This window comes from Tolypothrix sp. PCC 7601, from assembly GCF_025677855.1.
Classification (GTDB): domain Bacteria; phylum Cyanobacteriota; class Cyanobacteriia; order Cyanobacteriales; family Nostocaceae; genus Aulosira; species Aulosira diplosiphon.
This window is the reverse complement of record NZ_CP064879.1, coordinates 2,231,625-2,251,290: the sequence shown is the minus strand read 5'-3', so window position 1 is coordinate 2,251,290 and position 19,666 is coordinate 2,231,625. Positions and strand designations below refer to the sequence as shown.

At 41.8% G+C, this 19,666-nt stretch carries 16 protein-coding genes; 15 read left to right on the top strand and 1 reads right to left on the bottom strand.

Going from position 1 to position 19,666, the window contains the following annotated elements; translation table 11 throughout:
• Positions 1-334: 334 nt before the first annotated feature.
• Positions 335-1,762, bottom strand: a complete 1,428-nt coding sequence (locus tag HG267_RS09415) for a folate/biopterin family MFS transporter (RefSeq protein WP_045874458.1) — start codon at positions 1,760-1,762, stop codon at positions 335-337.
• Between the two features lie 2,135 nt (positions 1,763-3,897).
• Here HG267_RS09415 and HG267_RS09410 point away from each other — a divergent pair.
• The 15 genes from HG267_RS09410 to HG267_RS09340 all read left to right on the top strand — a co-directional run bounded on the left by HG267_RS09410 (position 3,898) and on the right by HG267_RS09340 (position 19,648).
• Positions 3,898-4,764: a type 1 glutamine amidotransferase domain-containing protein gene (locus HG267_RS09410; protein ID WP_045874459.1), complete on the top strand. Its 867-nt coding sequence runs from the start codon at positions 3,898-3,900 to the stop codon at positions 4,762-4,764.
• A 67-nt stretch (positions 4,765-4,831) separates the two neighbouring features.
• Positions 4,832-6,538, top strand: a complete 1,707-nt coding sequence (locus tag HG267_RS09405; RefSeq protein WP_045874460.1) for a thiamine pyrophosphate-binding protein — start codon at positions 4,832-4,834, stop codon at positions 6,536-6,538.
• A 146-nt stretch (positions 6,539-6,684) separates the two neighbouring features.
• Positions 6,685-7,071: a nuclear transport factor 2 family protein gene (locus tag HG267_RS09400; protein ID WP_071989490.1), complete on the top strand. Its 387-nt coding sequence runs from the start codon at positions 6,685-6,687 to the stop codon at positions 7,069-7,071.
• 139 nt (positions 7,072-7,210) lie between these two features.
• Complete coding sequence (locus tag HG267_RS09395; RefSeq protein WP_045874462.1) at positions 7,211-7,654, top strand: nuclear transport factor 2 family protein; 444 nt, start codon at positions 7,211-7,213, stop codon at positions 7,652-7,654.
• A 220-nt stretch (positions 7,655-7,874) separates the two neighbouring features.
• Positions 7,875-8,267 (top strand): nuclear transport factor 2 family protein, encoded by a 393-nt coding sequence (locus HG267_RS09390; protein WP_045874463.1) that lies wholly within the window; start codon positions 7,875-7,877, stop codon positions 8,265-8,267.
• A gap of 170 nt (positions 8,268-8,437) precedes the next feature.
• On the top strand, positions 8,438-9,154 hold the full coding sequence (locus tag HG267_RS09385) for an SDR family oxidoreductase (RefSeq protein WP_045874464.1): 717 nt from the start codon (positions 8,438-8,440) through the stop codon (positions 9,152-9,154).
• Positions 9,155-9,377: 223 nt separating this feature from the next.
• Positions 9,378-10,046: an NHLP leader peptide family RiPP precursor gene (locus HG267_RS09380; protein ID WP_052335452.1), complete on the top strand. Its 669-nt coding sequence runs from the start codon at positions 9,378-9,380 to the stop codon at positions 10,044-10,046.
• A 263-nt stretch (positions 10,047-10,309) separates the two neighbouring features.
• Positions 10,310-11,341 (top strand): zinc-dependent alcohol dehydrogenase family protein, encoded by a 1,032-nt coding sequence (locus tag HG267_RS09375; protein ID WP_045874465.1) that lies wholly within the window; start codon positions 10,310-10,312, stop codon positions 11,339-11,341.
• A 54-nt stretch (positions 11,342-11,395) separates the two neighbouring features.
• Complete coding sequence (locus tag HG267_RS09370) at positions 11,396-11,893, top strand: (2Fe-2S)-binding protein (protein WP_228045656.1); 498 nt, start codon at positions 11,396-11,398, stop codon at positions 11,891-11,893.
• A 125-nt stretch (positions 11,894-12,018) separates the two neighbouring features.
• Positions 12,019-12,792: an SDR family oxidoreductase gene (locus tag HG267_RS09365; RefSeq protein WP_045874467.1), complete on the top strand. Its 774-nt coding sequence runs from the start codon at positions 12,019-12,021 to the stop codon at positions 12,790-12,792.
• 19 nt (positions 12,793-12,811) lie between these two features.
• Positions 12,812-13,924 (top strand): XdhC family protein, encoded by a 1,113-nt coding sequence (locus HG267_RS09360; protein ID WP_045874468.1) that lies wholly within the window; start codon positions 12,812-12,814, stop codon positions 13,922-13,924.
• 70 nt (positions 13,925-13,994) lie between these two features.
• Positions 13,995-14,942 carry an NADP-dependent oxidoreductase gene (locus tag HG267_RS09355; RefSeq protein WP_045874469.1) on the top strand — a complete coding sequence of 316 codons (948 nt, stop codon included), beginning with the start codon at positions 13,995-13,997 and terminating at the stop codon, positions 14,940-14,942.
• Positions 14,943-14,955: 13 nt separating this feature from the next.
• The gene (locus HG267_RS09350; RefSeq protein ID WP_045874470.1) at positions 14,956-15,573 is read left to right on the top strand and encodes an NADPH-dependent F420 reductase; all 618 of its coding nucleotides are present in this window, start codon (positions 14,956-14,958) and stop codon (positions 15,571-15,573) included.
• 659 nt (positions 15,574-16,232) lie between these two features.
• Positions 16,233-17,249, top strand: coding sequence for a medium chain dehydrogenase/reductase family protein (locus tag HG267_RS09345; protein WP_045874471.1), 1,017 nt, complete (start codon positions 16,233-16,235; stop codon positions 17,247-17,249).
• Between the two features lie 26 nt (positions 17,250-17,275).
• Positions 17,276-19,648 (top strand): xanthine dehydrogenase family protein molybdopterin-binding subunit, encoded by a 2,373-nt coding sequence (locus HG267_RS09340; protein ID WP_045874472.1) that lies wholly within the window; start codon positions 17,276-17,278, stop codon positions 19,646-19,648.
• Positions 19,649-19,666: the final 18 nt, after the last annotated feature.

The window sequence follows — 19,666 nt, the reverse complement described above, 5'->3', positions numbered from 1 at the left end:
CAAATAATGTTTGCGACACATCAATATATTCTAGATGGCACGCCGTGCCGTGCCCCTACAATCTGTTGCATTCTTTTTTCCAATTGGTATTATTCAACAAAAAACCGAACAATAATTTTGGAGGGGGTTTGGGGGACGCAACCGTCACCCAATCGGGGGTTTGGGGGAGAATCCCCCAATTCTTCTGGCTTCTTGAATCAGTGATACAAAATCAAAAAATGTTCGCGACGCATCAATATATTCCAGAGGGCACGGCACGCCGTGCCCCTACAATCTGTCACATTCTTTTTTCAAATTGGTATAATTTCACACTTCTGACTTCCGACTTCAGCCTTCAGTTAACTCGGGTAATGGTAGCCTCAACGTCAGTGATCAACTCAGGTAAAAATTGCTCACCTTGAGTTGCTGAGGCTGGTTGCAATGCCGTAGAAATTTGACTTTGCTCTTCTGCTGCTGGTAGCCAGTTCAGAAATGGTAGTGGTAACAAAGTGCTGAGGTTAGTAATCATCACCAACAACCACAGAGAATCAAAATTAGTTTCTGTAATTCCCAGCCAATGCATGATGATGGCCCCAAATTCATAGGAAACCATTCCTGCTAAATTCGACACCGACATTAATAAAGCAAATAATGTCGCTTCTACTCCCGGTGGGCAAAGTCTAGCAGCCAGTACCAAGACAGGCATATAGGCGATTTGCCCCATGACGGTGAGAATTAGACTATCACCTAAACTAAACCAATGGTCATCTATACCTAAAGCGCGGTTGGTGTGTGTAACTAATAGCAGCATTGTCATTCCTAAAGCTGCTGATAGTACCGTACTCCAACCAAAAATCACGCGAAAAGGTGAGCTTTTCAGGTATCGCTGGAAAATCCAAATCCCTACTAAAGAAGCGAGATTTGTAACTAGGCGCACTCGTCCCAAAAATTCTGGGGCAAAATGTAATTCGTTGGTGGTGAAGAAGAAAAAGGCTGAGTCAGCAGTTGGTGTCGCTTGCCAAATAAAGACAAATGCTGTTGGTAACCAAATTGCCTTTTGGGTGACAGCTTGGCGGAGTTGACTCAGTTGATGCTTAACGCTGACACTGTTATTTTCAGAGGAATTTTCCGCACTTTTATTGACAGGAGATTCGGCAATTAACCAAGCGACAGCCGAAACTAATAAGGGAAAAATGGCGGTAATCCAAAATACAGTATGTGTAGAGAAATGCTCTAAAAGCCAGCCGCTAAAATATGCTGTAATCAAACCACCAAATGCAGAAGCACCCCAGCAAATAGATTGTAGTGAACCTGCATCAGCTTGGGATTCTGCTCTGGCGCGTTCGACTACTAAGGAGTCAACGATCACATCGCTGACTGCAACTGAAAGCGACCCCAAGGCGATCGCTAACGTTGCTGCCCAGGTAGTATGAACTAATGTGGCGAGGCTTACCCAGGAAATAGTTCCTAATATCCCCGATAAAATTAGATATGGACGGCGGCGATAGCCAAAGATGGGCAAGCCATCGGAGATAAAACCAAATACTGGTTTAATAATCCAAGGTAAGGCGACTATTCCTAGTAGCGCCGATACTTGGGTGGGACTCAGCAACAGTTCATCTTTGAGGAAAAAGCTGACGGCTAAACGCGCCAACCCTAAAATGCCTTGGACAAAGTAGACGGTAAGAATGGCGATTAACTCGGCACTGGGTTCATGGCCGAAGAAAATTTTCTGTTTTACTGAGTCTTTGACCTTGGACAAGCCAGAGGAGTGAATCAGCATTAGGTAAATATTTTTTAAGCTTTATCTACTTTTCTATATTATCTATGTTCTGAGAAATGGGGGTAAAGGCAGAGCCAGCGATCGCGGATGCACAAATTCCCTACCCAAAGGGAAAGTTCTCATTAAAATCGTTGAAAATGTGCTTAAATATACCTTTTGAATGTGATTGCTACTTAAAAAGCAAGTTTTATAATCAACCTGAAAATTAAATGCGATCGCACTCACTCAGATAATAGCGACCAAGCTAAATCATCAATTATCTTCTGTCAAGGTGACTCTGAAGAGTTTGTGGTAATTTTTTTCTTACGCTCTAGTCAAATATTGATACTTATTTACACAGTCACAAGCTTTGATATGTGAAACTTAGATTATTAGTAATTTTTTATACATTTTTATCTCAAAAAGTTAAATTAAGTACATGAATAGAAGTGTACTCAATACTGCTCGGTTAAGGTTTTTCAACTCGGAATTTGGTTTGGGGAAAAGGTGTACCCCTGCGCTTAAGCAAGCAAGCTACGCGTAGGGTCTGTGCAGGAGAAAGGGTAAGGGTTAAAGGTTTTTTTTCTTGCCCCTTTTTCCCTTCCCCTTTTGCCTTTAACCGACAAGTATTGGAAGTATACCTAACGATAGGGTAGCTTCTGTAACATTAGTGATATCTGCTGTAATTAGGCATTTCAGCAGGCTTTTTGATTGATAACCCTAGTTGCAGATCAATGATAATTTTTATACTTACAGTTATTTTTATGAAACAATAAACTGCCTATTTGGCATAACTATCACACTTTAGTTTCTGGTTAAGATTAGTTCATGATTAAGTAAATTAATGATTACTATCTGATGGTTGCAAAGTGAATAATCATCTGTAGCCAAAATTCCTTGTGATCGCCTTCAGTAAGTGATTTGCGGCATTAAGATGATATTGATACATATCATTGATTCTGCTAAATAAAGGCCCTCATTAATGAAAGCGATCACTGATTGTCGATGGCAATGCATAAATTGCCAATTAATTCTGTAGCCGCAATTATTTAAATATAAATACGAGAGAAAAATATTTTGATATCTTGTTATTTATTCATAGGTTAAATAATGCTTAAATAACAAGATATTTTAGGTTAATTTAACTCCCTTTTATAGATTAAAAATTATTAACTAAAGTATTGATAGTCATAAGGTAGACAGATAAAAAATTTCTAGCCAGAAATGAAAAATAATTTTTTAGCCCAGCTACCCTAGGCAAAAATTAAAATACAACAAGCAGAAGCAATCTCATGAATAGATTGAAAGCGTTCAAGTTCCATTGGAACATTGACACACAAATCTTCTCTTGAGCAGCTGTATTTTCCAAATTGCTGTCCTCTGGCTTTCTTTGCCACTTCTAAGAAATTAAACTTAACTATATTACTATTTAGCGATATTACCAATTTGAGAATTAGATTGACAAAAATAAATGTATATAATTTCTGTACATCTGGATGAGATTTATGCGAAGATAGCTAGGTCAACAAGTTTTTCGTTTTGATTGTCCAAAAATTAAGTTAATTAACAAGCGATCGCGGCCTGTCTAGAGTGGCTAACAACAAATCGCCCATAACAATTTCGTCAGAATGACAAGCAAGTTTTACAATTTGTTATCTCCAAGAGAAAATCATAATTTACATAAAAAATTAAGAATCTGATTGGACAAACTGGAGAAGTAAATATTATTCTAGTAGCGTGTTTTAAAAATTACCCTCTAACAAAATCACTTTATCAGGCGAGGTAATTTTCCGAAATCACGAAAGACGCAAGTGTAGGCTTATAAGTTGCCTACTTGAATACACAAGATAGATACTATCTGGCTTTATGGTTTTCCTCATATAAGCCTGTAATCTGGTGGGTTTTGTCTCAATCCCAAAGATCAACTTTTCTTTAAGTATCAAAGCTGTAGATGCGTATTCCTTATCAGGATAACTAGCGACTCAGCTGCTTCTAACAGGAGTGGCATAGAGGGCGCAGTCGTATCTCCTGCAAGGGTAGTATAGTCACAACAGGGTGCTGAGAAAAACATGGGATTTTTCACGAACAACCTGTAACTATAAATACCATAACTGTGATATTTCTATTTCTGTGAGCCGTAACAAGGAAATAAGACAATGACAAAAAATGTTCTCTTTATCATTTCAGAGTGGGGCTACTGGGGCGAAGAACTCATTGGGCCCTTAGAGGCATGTGATGCTGCTGGATATAACATCACCTTTGTCACCCCCAACGGCAAAAAACCAACACCACTATCTGTAAGTTGTGCGCCTGGTTATATCGATCCCCCATTAGGACGTGGCGTGACTTCAGAAGAAATGGGAGCAAAAACCGTCCGCGTTCATGAGTCAGACAGACTCGACAGCCCTAAGAGTTTAGCTGATTGGTTTCCTCTAAGAGCTTATCCTAGCTCTCCTACATATCTCAGAGATATGGAAGCCTACTACCAAAAAATAGACAAAATTATTGCAGAAGAACTAGTCAATTACGATGCGCTAGTGATTGTTGGTGGTAGTGGCGCACTCATTGATTTAGCTAATAATTCCCGTCTACACGAACTCATCCTTGGCTTTGTCAAACTCAACAAACCTATTGCAGCTGAGTGTTATGGAGTTACCTGTCTAGCATTTGCTAGAGACTTCCGCGAGAAGAAGAGCTTGATTTGGGGTAAGCACGTGACTGGGCACCCAATTGATTACGACTACCTAGACGGTACCGGATTTGAAGGGCCCCACGCTATTGATGGCTCTAAAAAGGGATTTGGCGACGGCTATATTAATTTTGGCCCTCCATTCTACCCTCTAGAATTCATTCTCCGTGACGCTGTTGGCCCCGATGGAGCCTTTATCGGTAACGTTGGTCACCAAACCTCCGTTTTAGTTGATTATCCTTTCATTACCAGTCGTTCTACAGCTTCTTCTGTTGAGTGCGGTCGCATATTAGTAGAAGTCCTAGAGAAAGGACTTACCCGTTATGGATGGTAAACCTGATTAGTCTTTGCAACTCAAACAAGATTAATCAATGACCTAAGCACTAATAACGACAGAATCCATGACTCAAAAAACTGGTCGTTTTGCCATTCTTGAGCAATTTCTCGCAGATGGCATCCACTATATGTTTGGTAACCCAGGCACAGTGGAACAGGGTTTTTTGGATGCCCTGTGGGAATATCCAGATCTCAAGTACATTCTGACTTTGCAAGAAACCGTGGCTGTGATGACAGCCGATGGTTACGCTCGAGCTACCAAAAAGCCAGCATTAGTCCAAATTCATAGTGGCGTTGGTTTAGGTAATGCGATCGGCGCACTTTACCAGGCCATGCGTGGTCACGCCCCTTTGGTAGTCATCGGCGGAGATGCGGGTATCAAATATGCAGCAATGGATGCTCAAATGGCAGCGGATTTGGTCGGTATGGCCAAACCCGTCACTAAATGGGCTGCCACAGTCAATGAGCCATCTTCATTGCTGAGAATGCTCCGCAGAGCCATTAAGATTGCCTCTACACCCCCGATGGGGCCAGTTTATCTCTGCCTTCCTCAAGATATTTTGGATGCGCCTGTAGTCGAGCCAATCATACCTACCTTGACTCCTTCTACTCGTGTAGTACCAGACGATGAGACAGTTAAGGCAGTGGCCCAGACTCTAGTAGCTGCCAAAAAACCCATGATTTTTGTTGGCGATGGAGTTGCTTATTCTGGAGCCCAGGCAGAGTTAACCAAAGTTGCCGAACTTCTAGGGGCTGAGGTTTGGGATGTAGACTCTGGAGAAGTCAACATTAGCTATGCTCACCCTCTATATCAAGGGGCGACAGGGCATATGTTTGGCTCTAGTAGTCTGCCAATTACCACCAAAGGAGATGTCAATCTAGTTTGTGGCACTTATATGGTGCCAGAGGTCTTTCCGGAACTAGGAAATATATTTGCTCCCGGCGCAAAGGTGATTCATATTGATTTGAACGCCTATGAAATTGCCAAGAATCACCCAGTAGATGTAGGGATTGTCAGCGATCCCAAACTGACACTGGCTAAACTAGCAGATGCGATCAAAGACATCCTTACTGCACAAGAGCAAAGCGCAGCTCAAACCAGAGCCGCAGAGATTGGTAAGGCTAAAGCAGACAAGATTGCTGCTGCTAAGGCAGCCGATCAAGCTGTCAGGGACTCAGTTCCTCTGCATTTCTCTCGGTTTATGGAAGAGCTTGCACCTCTGTTACCAGAAGATGCAATCTTCTTTGATGAAGCCTTGACCTCTTCACCCAATATCATTAGGTATAAGCCACCCAGCAAGCCAGATCATTATTTTCTCACCCGTGGAGGTTCTCTAGGGGTAGGGATTCCTGGGGCAATTGGTGCTAAATTGGCTAATCCTGACAAAAAGGTGATTGGCTTTACAGGTGATGGCGGTGGGATGTATACCATCCAAGCTCTCTGGACAGCAGCTCGTCATAATGTAGATGCCATATTCATCATTTGCAATAACCGTTCTTACAAGCTATTGCAATTGAATATTCAAGCTTACTGGCAAGAACAAAGTGTTGCCAAGCATGACTTTCCCTTAAGTTTTGACTTGTCGAAGCCAGTACTGCGCTTTGATGAAATGGCTCGTTCTATGGGGGTTGAAGCCATCCGAGTCGAGAAGCCAGAAGAGATTGCCCCAGCAATTAAGCAGGCATTAGCACATAATGGCCCTTTCCTCATCGATGTTGTCTTAGAGGGTGATGTTCGCCCAGACATGATTGGGATTCGGTGTGGTCAATAAAGGAGCTAGGGGATGAGGGGCTAGGAGAGCAGAGGAAGCAGAGGAGCAGAGGAGAAATCAAATACGCCCAATGCCCAATGCCCAATGCCCCATGCCCCATGCCCCATTCACGATTTTGAGTCTAGTTTCATAAGGATGCCTTAAGTATGAGTACTACTACTACACCAGGTCGTCAGTTCTTCGATGAACACATGAAGTACATCGTCGCTAAAGACGTGGTTGGCATGGTGACCAATACCTATACAGAAGATGCGATTCTGTATAATGCTTTTCCTTTTTTAGATACACCACCCCCAAATGTAATTCAGGGGAGAGAAGCATTAATCAAAGCTTTTGAAGGTTACCTAGAATATCAAGGCGAAATTCAAGTTGATTCTTTATACAACTTTTTAGAAACTGACGACGTAATTTCCTTCCAAGCAACAATTACCTCTCCCAAAACAGGTAAGTGGGCAGTAGGTGATGTGTGGGTGCTTCAAGATGGCAAGGTGGCTCGTCACTTTGGTTTTGCTCACAGGCTAGGAGATGCTTAATAACCATCTGGGCTGGTAAGGTGTTTTAGTACTACGAAGGTTCATTTAAGTTGTAAATCTGTTGCGTTGATTAAATCTGCGGTTCTGTAGCAACATCCCAACTTTTGAGTAATTAACTGTTCAATAAAGGAAATAAATCATGAGTGAGCTAGCACCACTAACTCAACCAGAAATTCTAGAATTTGCAAAAGCTTGGTATAGAAAACTAGACATTCACGTTCCTGTGGACGAATATGCTCCTCTGTTAGCCTCAGACGTAGAATTGAGGTTTCCTGAAGCCACAGTTAAAGGCTTTGAAGGATATAGCGGTTGGTACGATCGCGTCATCAATATTTTCTTTGATGAAGTCCATACCGTCAAAGAAGTAACAGTTAAATCTGCGACAGCCGAAAAAGCAGATGTACAGGTGGTGGTGAAATGGGAAGCCAGTGTTTGGAAGGCTCCAGCAGCTACTAGCGAACGCATTGTTTTAGATGCTTATCAAACATGGGAAGTTAAGCGATCGCCCGAAACCAATAAACCAGTAATCTCTGTTTATATAGTTGATGAACTCAAATACTACGAGGGTTCAGCTACATTGTAAATAATAGAGAACTCTTAACAGATAACATGAAAAACAGAAGATTACATAGATAGATTTTTAGCAAAATAAATTATCCCTGATAGAACGGGAAAAAATCTCATCTATTGCTGATTCTATATACAGAATAAAGCTAAAATTATCTGCTTTTTTTGTCTGTTAAGAGTTCTTTTTACCTAGTCTAAAGGGTTTGTGTAATCAAAATTTACGGAGAATCGAAAATATGGGCAAGCCTCCCGATACTGCTTTAGGAAGACTATACGAAGAACATATTCAATTAATCCTGAAAAAGGATATTGAAGCATTATTAAATCAATATACTGAAGATGCAGTTTTAATTAGCAGCTTTGAGAAAGTTCCTAAATATTTTCGCGGACGCAAAGAACTCGAAGAACACTTTCAAGGCATCCTAGGAATTGAAGGGTTACAGACAGATATTGCTTTTTGGGCAGAAACAGAAAATCCCCAAACCCTAATGATTGTTGAAGCTATTACTATGCAGGCTGGGGGACAAGAAGCTAAGATGCGGTTTGCCGATAGTTGGGTTTTGAGAGATGGCAAAATAGCTATTCACTTTGCTGGCATGACTCAATATCCCGATGGCACAGTAGCTTAGATTAGTTACATAATACTGATTTAAATACCATCACAGCAGTTGTTAACCTATAAGTACGTTAGCAGTTAGCGTCTTCATGGGTAAGTCCTGGGTAGAGTATGTGCAGAGTAAATAATTGCTGAGTAATTTATTGACTCAGCAATTATAGCTATCTATTTATTACCGAAATCATGGATTTAACCAATCAAAAAATAGTCATTATTGGTGGTAGTTCGGGAATTGGATTAGCAACCGCAAAAGCAGTTGTGGCTGCAGGGGGAAATGTCGTAATTGCTAGCCGTTCAGAAGCCAAATTAAACGCTGCTCAAGCTGAGATTGGTGAACGGGTAACTACCTTTAGCTTAGACATCACCAATGAAGAAGAAGTGCAAAAATTATTTTCCACAGTTGGTAGTTTTGATGGTTTAGTCATCACTATTTCTGTAGAAGCTATGGGTGCATTTCTGGAATTAGATTCCCAAGTAGCCCGCCAGATATTTGAAAATAAATTTTGGGGGCACTATTATGCTGCTAAATATGGTGCAGCCCAACTCAAACCTAGTGGTGCGATCATCTTCTTTTCTGGTTATGCATCGCAAAAACCAGTATCTAATCTTTCTATCATGGCATCTGTGAATGGAGCGCTGGAAGCATTAGCTCGTTCTTTAGCAGTGGAACTCAGTCCGATTCGAGTTAATGTTGTGTCTCCTGGTTTAGTAGCAACTCCTCTCTATGAAGGAATACCAGCAGAACAACGGCAAAACTACTTTAATTATGTAGCTGATTCTCTACCTGTAAAACGGATAGCTCAACCAGAAGATATTGCGGAGACAGTTCTATATTTAATCAACAACAAGTTTACAACTGGTGCGGTTATTGATGTAGATGGTGGAGCGAGGTTAGTATAAGAGGCTATTTATAAAGTAAAAATAAAATTACTGTAGGGGTTGCCTAACGCATTATTTATGCGGCTATTCCCTACAGCTAAATTTTATTTTCTCTGATTACCAAATTATTTTATGTCCGTAATAAAACCTACTTAAGATTTACTTATAAATAGTCTTGCAATGCTTTAGTAAAAAACTGGTACAATCAGAGAAACAACCAAACAATTGCTTGGAGTTAGCCACAATGTTAAGTGCAGTTAAAAGAACTTGGGCAGGAGTAGACGTAACTGGATTTGACCCTTATAAAGACGCTTTACAAGCACGGTTAATTAATCTTATTTGGAATGATGAAAACCTCAAACAAGAAATTCTGAAAAATCCGAAAGCTGTGTTTGAAAGGGAAACAGGAATTAAATTCCCTGCAGAATTAGAGGTTCGAGTGTTAGAGGAAGATGAAGATGAATTCTATATTGTGATTCCACCTCTACCTCCAACACAAGCCCAATGGGAGAATTTCTATCAGCAAATGTCTGTTTGGTGGACGTTAACATATACATGGTGGTGGTGGATTTACCGCACTAAAACAGAGAACGCTGTACCTTTCAGAGAAGGTTTAGAATCCCTCATCATTGTTCGTTTCATGCAAGATGAATCTTTAAGGCATCAACTTTTTACTGAACCAAAAACAGCTTTAGAAAAGCAAGCAGGTATTCAACTTCCTGCTAATATCAAAGTCCAACCATTAGCAGAAACTCAAAATCTTGCTTATTTTGTTCTGCCGAAGAATCCACAACTAGAAAAGCGTGTAAATGGAGGAGTAGGAGAAGCATGGATGGCAGCCCATACTTGGTTTTGGTGGTTAACATCCTTACGAATCAGAACGTCTGCTTTGGAAGCTACTAATTATAATTAAATATAGTAGCGGTAGGTAACAAGTTATCTCACTCTCAAGAATGCTATTTAAGAAGGCATAAGTCAGAGGGCAGAAGGCAGAGAGTAGAAGGATGGATCAAGATTTTTATCCTTGTTTGCTAAATTGAAAATGCTTCTTATACAGGTACCCATACTAGGTAGTTCCGGATTGCATTTTCATATTTTGATATTTGGTGGCGAAACCTGTTTCATTGGGATTGCCTTCTGCCCTTTACTTTTCTTGAGAACATCACAAATTTGCCCATGAAAGCACAAGTAATTGAAGAACTTGGGGATACTAGCGTATTCAAAGAAGTAGATTTGCCAAAACCAGAAGCTATACCTGGTCACATTTTAATTCGTGTGTTTGCCTCAAGCGTTAACCCACTGGATTATGTGATCCGAGATCCCAAGTACATGACTTATATTACTGATGAAAGATATGCTCAGGCGTTCAGCCAGGCGATTGTACCAGACTTACCAGCAGTGATACATGGTGATGTTGCTGGGGTTGTGGAAGAAGTGGGAGAAGGAGTAAACAAATTCCAGCCTGGTGATGAAGTTTATGCTTGTGCAGGCGGTTTGCGAGGTTTTGGTGGGGCTTTAGCTGACTATATGTTGGTTGATGCTGATTTAGCAGCTTTAAAGCCTAAGTCACTGACGATGGCAGAAACTGCTGCACTTCCCTTAGTTGCAATCACTGCTTGGCTGGCCTTGATAGACAGAGTGCAGATTAAGCCCGGACAGAATGTGTTAGTACATGCAGCTACAGGCGGTGTAGGTCATATTGGGCTGCAACTTGCCAAATGGGTTGGGGCAAAAGTTTTTACAACAGCTTCTTCTGAAAAAAAGTTAGCGATCGCCTATGAATTAGGTGCAGATGTTGCTATTAATTATCGCACGCAAACTGTGGCAGAGTACGTCAAACAGTATACGGATGGCAAAGGTTTTGATGTAGTTTTTGATACTGTTGGTTTCGATAATCTCGATCGCTCCTTTGAGGCTGTTGCAGTCAATGGCATAGTTGCAACCACAATGGCTTGGAATAATCATGACCTGAGTCCAGTTCATTTAAAGGGAGTAACTCTACATGCTGTCTGGTGGGAAATTTCTATGCTTTATGGTATTGATCGCGCACACCACGGCGAGATATTGGCCAAGCTTTCTCAACTCATAGATGAAGGCAAAATCCGCCCCTTAATAGATCCAAAATCCTTTAGCTTTGCTGATATAGCAGCAGCGCATCAATATGCTGAATCTGGTCAGGCAATTGGGAAAATAACTTTGACGCGATAATTTGCTAGCTTGGTATAAATTTGTCTGGAATTTTGGTATAAATTTAGTCTGGAATTGCAGACAAATAATTTAGAACAAGCTACATCTATGGAAATTTCCTTGAGAGTTAATGGTAAAAAATATACAGCAGATGTTGAACCCAATCTACTGTTATTAGACTTGCTCAGAGATCATCTTGGTTTAACAGGTACAAAAGATGATGGCGGTTCGACTTCTGGTGTGTGTACAATTTTACTCAATGGCGTATCGGTAAAAAGCTCATTTGTGCTAGCAGTGCAAGCGGATGGTGGCGATATTGTTACCATTGAAGGTATTGCTAAAAACGGGCAACTGAGCGTTATTCAAGAAGCATTCTGGGAAAAGCACGCAGTGCAAAACGGCTTTTGTACACCAGCAATGATCTTGTCTTCAATGGATCTCTTGCAAAAAAATCCCAATCCTACAGAAACAGAAATTCGTGCTTGGTTAGATGGGATTTATTCACGAGATACAGGCTATCAAAATGTTGTCAGTGCCATTAAATATGCAGCTGAAAAATTACAGCAAAGCTAGGTAGTGGTGACCGGAGTGATGAGGGTGATAAGGGAGAGGTGGGAGATGAGGGAGACAAAATAATATTCCCAATTGCGCCCTGTTCCCTGTTCCCTAGATAAAAATCATATGGAGTGAATAAAGCTATGAAACTTGAAGGTAGTGTAGTTCTAATTACAGGTGCGAGTGGTGGTATTGGAAAAGAGTTCATTCAGGGATTACTAGGCGCTGGTGTTGGGAAAATCTACGCCGCAGCTCGTAGAGTAGAGGCTCTGGAAAGTTTGAAGGCTAATAATCCTGACAAAATTGTGCCGATAAAACTTGATATTACTAACCTAGCTCAAGTTAATGAAGCAGCAGCCCAATACCAAGATGTCAATGTACTGATCAATAACGCTGGGATTACCCATGACCAAGGAGTAATTTCTGCACCAAATATGGATGGTGCACGTCAGGAAATGGAAACCAACTACTTTGGGACAATGGGGATGTGTCGCGCCTTCGCTCCTGTACTAAAAGCAAATGGTGGGGGAGTAATCGTCAACCTAGTTTCTTTCTTAGGTAAAATTAACCTCCCCTTTTTGGGTACATACTGCGCGTCTAAGGCAGCAGAATTATCCCTAACTCAATGTGTGCGTGCAGAATTAGCAGCCCAAGGAACCCTAGTAGTTGCCGTTATGCCAGGTTCAGTCGATACTGAATTTGCTAAGTATTATCCACCGCCAAAGGTTGCACCCGCAGAAGTTGTTAGAGTAGCTTTAGATGCTGTCATTAATGAAGTTGAAGATGTCTATCCAGGCGACCAAGCAACTTATTTGGCAGCTGAACTGCTCAAAGATCCTAAAGGTATAGAAAAATACCTTGCAGGGATGTTACCAGGTATATTGGAGCAGCAAAAACAGCAGCAAGAACAGCAATAGCAATTGAGGTAAAGCACCGATGAAAGAAGTAATAGATGAAGTCGAACAATGGCTAAATCTGGGCCATACTGTAGCATTAGCAACTGTGGTCAAAACCTTAGGTTCCAGCCCTAGGGAAGTCGGTGCTGTAATGGCGGTTAACGATGCTGGAGAAGTTCTTGGTTCTGTTAGCGGTGGTTGTGTAGAAGCAGCCGTGGTAGAAGAAGCTCTGATAGTCATCCAATCAGGCGAACCACGGCTGTTAAGCTATGGGGTCAGTGATGAATTGGGTCTATCGGTTGGCTTAACCTGCGGCGGGACAATTCAAATTTTTATCCAGCAGTTCTCAGACAAATTACATAGCAGTAATCTCAGTTTGAGGGAGATTTTCCAAGCAATTCGCCAATCATTACAGAAACCCATAGCTATCTGTACAGTGGTGGAGGGAATGCAAGCAGGAGCCAAGATGATTGTCAACGACAAGGGCGATCGCTTGGGTTCCCTCGGTAATGCAGAGATTGATTGCATAGTTGCTGATGATGCTCAAGGAATGTTGCATCAAGGGCTGACTAAATTGTCTGACTTTGCTTTAAATGAAGAATGTCGGCAAGCAGAGGTCACAGTTTTTATAGAGTCTTTTGCTCCACCACCTCACTTAATTATTTTTGGTGCCATTGACTTCACGCGATCGCTCTCTGTATTAGCTAAAGTCCTGGGTTACCGGGTGACTGTTTGCGATGCGCGCGATAGCTTTGCCACAGTTGCACGTTTTCCCGCAGCTGATGAGGTGATTGTGGAATGGCCCCATAAATACTTAGAAAGCACTCATGTAGACCACCGGACTATGATTGTTGTTCTCACTCATGACCCCAAATTTGATGTCCCCGCTTTAGTTAGCGCTGTGAGAACACCAGCCGCTTATATTGGGGCAATGGGTAGCCGCAGAACTACTAAAGATAGAATCAGTCGTCTTCAAGAAGCTGGACTGACTGAGGCGGAAATTAACCGGATTTCTGCCCCAATTGGGCTAGATATCGGTGCTCGTACCTCCGAAGAGACAGCAGTTTCAATTATGGCTGAAGTGATTGCCCAAAGAAGCGGGCGTAGTGGCGGACGGCTATCTCACAATGAAAAGCCAATTCACGCCAGATAGTGAAGCATTACTTCAGTAAATCACGCCAGTGGCGTGATTTTCCTCTAGCGATGAAGATTTAGGAAAATTTATGAAAGCAGTACGCACTCATTCCTACGGCAAACCAGAGGTACTTGTTTATGAAGATGCTCTTCTTCCTGGAATTGGTTCAGAAGAAGTTTTAGTTGAGGTTCATGCTGCTGGAGTAAATCCCCTAGATTGTAAAATCCGTGAAGGTCGCATGAAAGCGATTTTTGATTATCCTAAACCCTTCATTTTGGGATTGGATATGTCCGGTAAAGTCGCGGCGATTGGATCAGCAGTGCAAAACTTCCATTTAGGTCAAGAGGTTTATGGAGTTGCAGAAGTGAGCCGTTCTGGTGCTTACGGCGAATATGCGATCGCGCAACCGCAAAAGTTAGCTGCAAAACCAAAAACCCTCGATTATATTCAAGCCGCATCTATTCCCGTTGTTGCTATGACAGCATGGCAAGCTTTATTTGATGTCGCGGGAGTATCACCAGGGCAAACCGTACTCATCCATGCGGCATCGGGTGGTGTTGGGATATTTGCTGTACAGTTGGCTAAGTTAAAGGGAGCCAAAGTCATCGGCACAGCATCAGCTAATAATTTAGAGTTGGTCAAGGAATTAGGCGCTGATGAGGTGATAGATTACAAAACCACTAAATTTGAAGATGTCGTCAGCAATGTAGATATGGTTTTAGATACAATCGGTGGCGATACACGGGAACGTTCTTGGGGAGTCATTAAACCTAATGGCATTTTGGTTTCGTTAATTTCCTCTCTTCCTCCCTCTCAAGCGACTGCTCTAGAAAAAGGCGTTCGTGCGGTGGGATTGGTGATGCAGCCTCAAGCTTCGCAATTAACAGAAATCGCGGCGCTGTTAGATAGCGGCAAAATTAAAACTGTTGTTGGTAAAGTATTACCTCTGGCTGCAGCTCGTCAAGCGCATGAATTGATTGAGAATGGCGGGATTCGGGGAAAAATTGTGCTGCAAGTCGAACAATCGTCAACATAGTTAATAGTTAATCATGAAAATCGGAATTCTCGGTGCAGGTAATATTGGCGGTAATCTGGGTAAAATCTGGGCAGCAAAGGGACATGAGATTTTTTTTGCTGTGCGAGAACCTCACAGTGATAAGGTAAAAGCTTTATTGAATGAGTTAGGGTCTAGCGTTCACACAGGTAGTTTACAAGAAGCTGTCTCTTTCGGAGAAGTGGTGTTACTAGCTGTACATTGGCAAAACGTACCAGCAGTTTTACAAGAAATTCAAGGGCTGATGAGCGATAAAATTCTCATCGACAGCACTAATCGCATGATACCCCCGCCTCCTGATACTACTGGTTCAGCAGCTGAGGATATTGCTAGGGCACTCCCTGGAGCTAAAGTAATAAAAGCGTTCAGTACTCTGGGTGCAAACAATCTCACTAATTTAAAGTTTGGCTCTGAAGATGCTAGCACTTTTATTTGTGGCGATGACCCAAAAGCTAAAGCTATAGTTACCCAACTGGGAGAAGAACTTGGTTTTGATGTAGTGGATGCAGGACTATTAAATACTGCTCCTTTAATAGAGTCTTTAACTAAGCTTTGGGTACAGATATCACGTAACTATGGTAGAGAAATTGCCTTGAAGTTATTGCGACGGTGAAATTTATAGGAATATACCATTCAATTACAGTAGGAAAGAAGATAAATTGATAAATTGAGTTTCTGCTTTTTACCCAACAATTGATTTTAAATTTTATAAATTATCAATGAGTAACTTTTCGTGCGTTACGGCTCAATACTTGTCGGTTAAGGGCAAAAGGGGAAGGGGAAAAGGGGCAAGAAAAAACCTTTAACCCTTACCCTTTCTCCTGCAAAGACGCTACGCGTAGCTTGCTGAAGCGCAGGGATACACCTTTTACCCAAACCAAATTCCGAGTTGAAAATCCTTAACCGAGCAGTATTGCGTTACGGCTTACACCTAACGCACACTACCAAATACTTAATTTATATTAATTAATCTTGTTAAATTTTATAAATTACTAATTAGTTATATATAAAACCAAAATTTTCATCTATTTAAATACATGAAAGTATTTATGCTGATATAAAACAATTACTTATCATAGATAGACAAGACAATATCAATCAAAGCTAGTAATAGAAAAGATTTCCAGATAATTGTCAAACTTGATACTTTTGGTAAAATGGTCAATTTAAGCAACTAGATGAGAATCATCTCCCTTGATTGCTGTCTTAATTAACAGTTATTCTGTTCTTAATTATCAGGGACTTTTACCTTAGTATTGGAATTGACAATTTATGAAAAATCAATGCGTACTAGTGACAGCTAAAGGCGGTTCAGAAAATTTAAAGTTAGTTGAGCAAGATATTTCTGAACCAAAACTTGGACAAGTGCGGATTAAGATTTTAGCAACCGGGGTTTCTAGTGCAGATATATTAATGCGTGAGGGAGTGTATCCGGTAGATCCTCCCTCTTTTCCATTTGTTCCGGGATATGACATTGTCGGAATTATTGACAAATGCGGTGATGGAGTCAACAAATTCCAAATAGGTCAGAAAGTCGCGGCATTAACTAAGATTGGTGGCTACGCAAAGTTTATTAATTTATCAGAAAATGACTTGGTATTAATGCCTGATGGACTTGATCCCGTAGAAGCTGTAGCAGTCATCTTAAATTACCTCACAGCTTATCAAATATTGCACCGCATTGCAGAAGTCAAAGCTGGTGAAAAAGTATTACTTTACGCTGCTGCTGGGGGTGTTGGTACAGCATTTCTACAGTTAGGTCAATTAGCAGGGCTGGAGATGTATGGTACAGCATCTCCAGAAAAACATCAAACAATTATCGAATTGGGAGCCACTCCCATTGACTATAGAAATGGCAATGTTGAAGAAAGAATTAAGAGTCTCACTGGTGATGGTGTAGATGTGGTTTTGGATTCCATTGGTGGAGAAAATTGTTTCCGTTCTTATCAAACTTTGCGACCACAAGGTAGGATAGTAACTTTTGGCGCTTCATTCATTTTGCACGGACAAGCAGAACCAGATTTACAAGAAGTATTCTTTTGGTGGCGTGCATCTTTAGCATTAAATTTAATATCTAAAGATAAACAAGTCTTAACTTATGCCATTTCGACTTTTAAACAAGAACATCATGGCTGGTATTTAGAAGATTTAACAACTCTTCTTAAATTGTTAGCTGAAAAGAAAATTCAGCCGTTAATTGATAAAACAATGAGTTTATCAGAAGCTAAGGAAGCACATCATTTACTTGATACACAAGCGGTAAGAGGTAAGATAGTTTTATTGCCTTAATTTAGAAGAGTTAACTAAAAGAGAATATGGCTCAACCAATATTGGGAACCTCTATTAAACGGCGGGAAGATCCAGAATTATTACGCGGGGAAGCCAAATTTACAGCAGATATCACTCTGCCAAATATGTTACACATGGCAATTTTGCACAGTACTGAGGCTCATGCTCTGATTAAGAGCATTGATACCAGTGTGGCAGAAAAAATGCCAGGAGTGGTGCGAGTAATTACAGGAGCCGATACTAGCGCAATTTTTCCCCTCCCCGTGATTATGAATCCTGGCGGTGCAGAGGCGAAATTTCCACCCCATCCCTATGGCATACCAGCAGGTCAAACTATCTTAGCTATCAATAAAGTACGCTATGTTGGCGATTTTGTGGCTGTGGTGGTGGCCCAAACCCGTCAACAAGCATATGACGCTCTTAAAGGCATTCAGGTAGAGTACGAGCCGCTACCAGTTGTGACTGATGCTGAGGAAGCGCTGCAGCCAGATGCACCGCAACTATATGACAACATACCTGGTAATTTGAACCAGTATGCCAGTTATGGAGATAAAGAAGCCACAGAAAAAGCGATCGCAGCTGCTGAGGTAGTGATTAAGCAAAAAATTCGCATTCCCCGGGTGATTGCCAATTCTAGCGAAACCCGAGCCACGATCGCAGATTACAATCCCGAAACTGGAGACTATACCCTGTGGACAAATACCCAAATTCCCCACGGTAACCGCTTTTTGCTATCACAATTAGTTTTAGGAATTCCCTACAACAAACTGCGGGTGATTGTTCCCCACATGGGCGGAAGCTACGGTTCTAAAGGATATCTGTATTCAGATACAGCTATTACCTTGTTTTTAGCTAAAGAACTCGGTCGCCCGGTCAAGTGGGTAGATACTCGTCAAGGGTTAGCACGTACCACCGTTCATTCCCACGATCATATAGAGTATGCCACCCTGGCGGGTAACAGAGATGGCAAAATTACAGCCCTCTATTGCACCAACTACGCCAACCTTGGCGCTTTTTCTGGTACCAACGGCCCTGGCGCGCCTACAAGTTTGACAGGGCGCAGCATATCGGGGGCTTATGCCATTGAGCATCCTTTTTATGAAGTTTATTGCGTATTCACCAACACTACCCAAACAGGCCCAATTCGTGGTGCGGGAAGGACAGAAGCCCACTGTGTAATTGAGCGTTTGGTTGACCTCTTTGCTGATGAAATCGGTTTAGATCCAGCCGAAGTCCGCCGTCAAAACATGGTTCCTCCCGATCAGTTCCCTTACAAGAACGGTTTGGGCTGGACTTATGACTCCGGTAATTATCAAGTCGCCCTTGATAAAGCCTTAGAAATGGTGGATTACAAAAATATTCCCCAACTCAAAGAACAAGCCAAGGCGCGAGGTAAATATTTAGGTGTCGGAATTGGTTCCTTTGTCGCCATATCTGGTGTTGGCCCTTCGCCAATTATGGCTACAGATATTGGTCTCAATGGTAGTACTTGGGGTAGCGTTCACCTGCGCGTACATCCCACAGGTGATGTTAGTTTAATTACAGGTAGTCAGCCCCACGGTCAAGGTCATGTAACCACCTTCTCTCAAGTTGCTGCCCAAGAACTAGGGATTGATATTGAACGCATTGAGGTAATACATTCCGATACCAGAGGTGCTGTTTACGCTCAGGGTAGTTATGGTTCCCGGAGCTTCAGCGTTGAAGGTGCGACAGTTTATAAAGCTGCCCAAAAGATTAACGAAAAAGCCCGAAAAATGGCAGCTCATATCTTCAAAGTTCCAGAGGATGAGATTATTGTTGAGGATGGTAAATTCTATCCTAAAAATCAACCAGATCAAGTCAAAACCATACAGGATATAGCCTTAGCCCTTTGGTATGCTTGGGATTTACCACCAGGAATGGAACCAGGCTTAGAAGTCATTACCTTCTTCGATCCACCAGATTTTAGCTATCCCTTTGGTACTCATATTGCCGTCGTGGAAGTCGATCAAGAAACTGGTGAAGTTGAAGTAGTGCGCTACGTCGCAGTCAATGATTTTGGCAATGTGGGCAATCCAATGATTGTTGATGGTCAAACCCACGGCAATATTTATCTAGGGATTAGCCAAGCCTTATTTGAAGAAGCTGTTTATGATGAGTCTGGCAAAATCCTCACAGACGACCTCACCAGTTATGCGATCGCTAAACCTTCTGACTTACCCCACTTTGAACTAGCGCGTACCGTCACCCCCACACCACATAACCCTTTAGGAGCCAAAGGAGCTGGGGATGTCAGCAATCCACCCGTAGCACCTGCAATCGTCAATGCTGTTTGCGATGCTCTTACTCCTCTAGGAGTCAAGCATCTGAATATGCCTTTGACACCAGAGAAAGTGTGGCGGGCGATGAATGGGGTGTAGGTGATTGGGGACTGGGGA

What these genes read in the sequence shown, in the direction of transcription:
- HG267_RS09380 (WP_052335452.1), top strand. Translation starts at nt 9,378, where the DNA reads ATGTTAAGTGCAGTTAAAAGAACTTGGGCAGGAGTAGACGTAACTGGA.
- HG267_RS09340 (WP_045874472.1), top strand. Translation starts at nt 17,276, where the DNA reads ATGGCTCAACCAATATTGGGAACCTCTATTAAACGGCGGGAAGATCCA.
- HG267_RS09410 (WP_045874459.1), top strand. Translation starts at nt 3,898, where the DNA reads ATGACAAAAAATGTTCTCTTTATCATTTCAGAGTGGGGCTACTGGGGC.
- HG267_RS09415 (WP_045874458.1), bottom strand. Translation starts at nt 1,762, where the DNA reads ATGCTGATTCACTCCTCTGGCTTGTCCAAGGTCAAAGACTCAGTAAAA.
- HG267_RS09375 (WP_045874465.1), top strand. Translation starts at nt 10,310, where the DNA reads ATGAAAGCACAAGTAATTGAAGAACTTGGGGATACTAGCGTATTCAAA.
- HG267_RS09390 (WP_045874463.1), top strand. Translation starts at nt 7,875, where the DNA reads ATGGGCAAGCCTCCCGATACTGCTTTAGGAAGACTATACGAAGAACAT.
- HG267_RS09350 (WP_045874470.1), top strand. Translation starts at nt 14,956, where the DNA reads ATGAAAATCGGAATTCTCGGTGCAGGTAATATTGGCGGTAATCTGGGT.
- HG267_RS09360 (WP_045874468.1), top strand. Translation starts at nt 12,812, where the DNA reads ATGAAAGAAGTAATAGATGAAGTCGAACAATGGCTAAATCTGGGCCAT.
- HG267_RS09345 (WP_045874471.1), top strand. Translation starts at nt 16,233, where the DNA reads ATGAAAAATCAATGCGTACTAGTGACAGCTAAAGGCGGTTCAGAAAAT.
- HG267_RS09395 (WP_045874462.1), top strand. Translation starts at nt 7,211, where the DNA reads ATGAGTGAGCTAGCACCACTAACTCAACCAGAAATTCTAGAATTTGCA.
- HG267_RS09365 (WP_045874467.1), top strand. Translation starts at nt 12,019, where the DNA reads ATGAAACTTGAAGGTAGTGTAGTTCTAATTACAGGTGCGAGTGGTGGT.
- HG267_RS09405 (WP_045874460.1), top strand. Translation starts at nt 4,832, where the DNA reads ATGACTCAAAAAACTGGTCGTTTTGCCATTCTTGAGCAATTTCTCGCA.
- HG267_RS09355 (WP_045874469.1), top strand. Translation starts at nt 13,995, where the DNA reads ATGAAAGCAGTACGCACTCATTCCTACGGCAAACCAGAGGTACTTGTT.
- HG267_RS09385 (WP_045874464.1), top strand. Translation starts at nt 8,438, where the DNA reads ATGGATTTAACCAATCAAAAAATAGTCATTATTGGTGGTAGTTCGGGA.
- HG267_RS09400 (WP_071989490.1), top strand. Translation starts at nt 6,685, where the DNA reads ATGAGTACTACTACTACACCAGGTCGTCAGTTCTTCGATGAACACATG.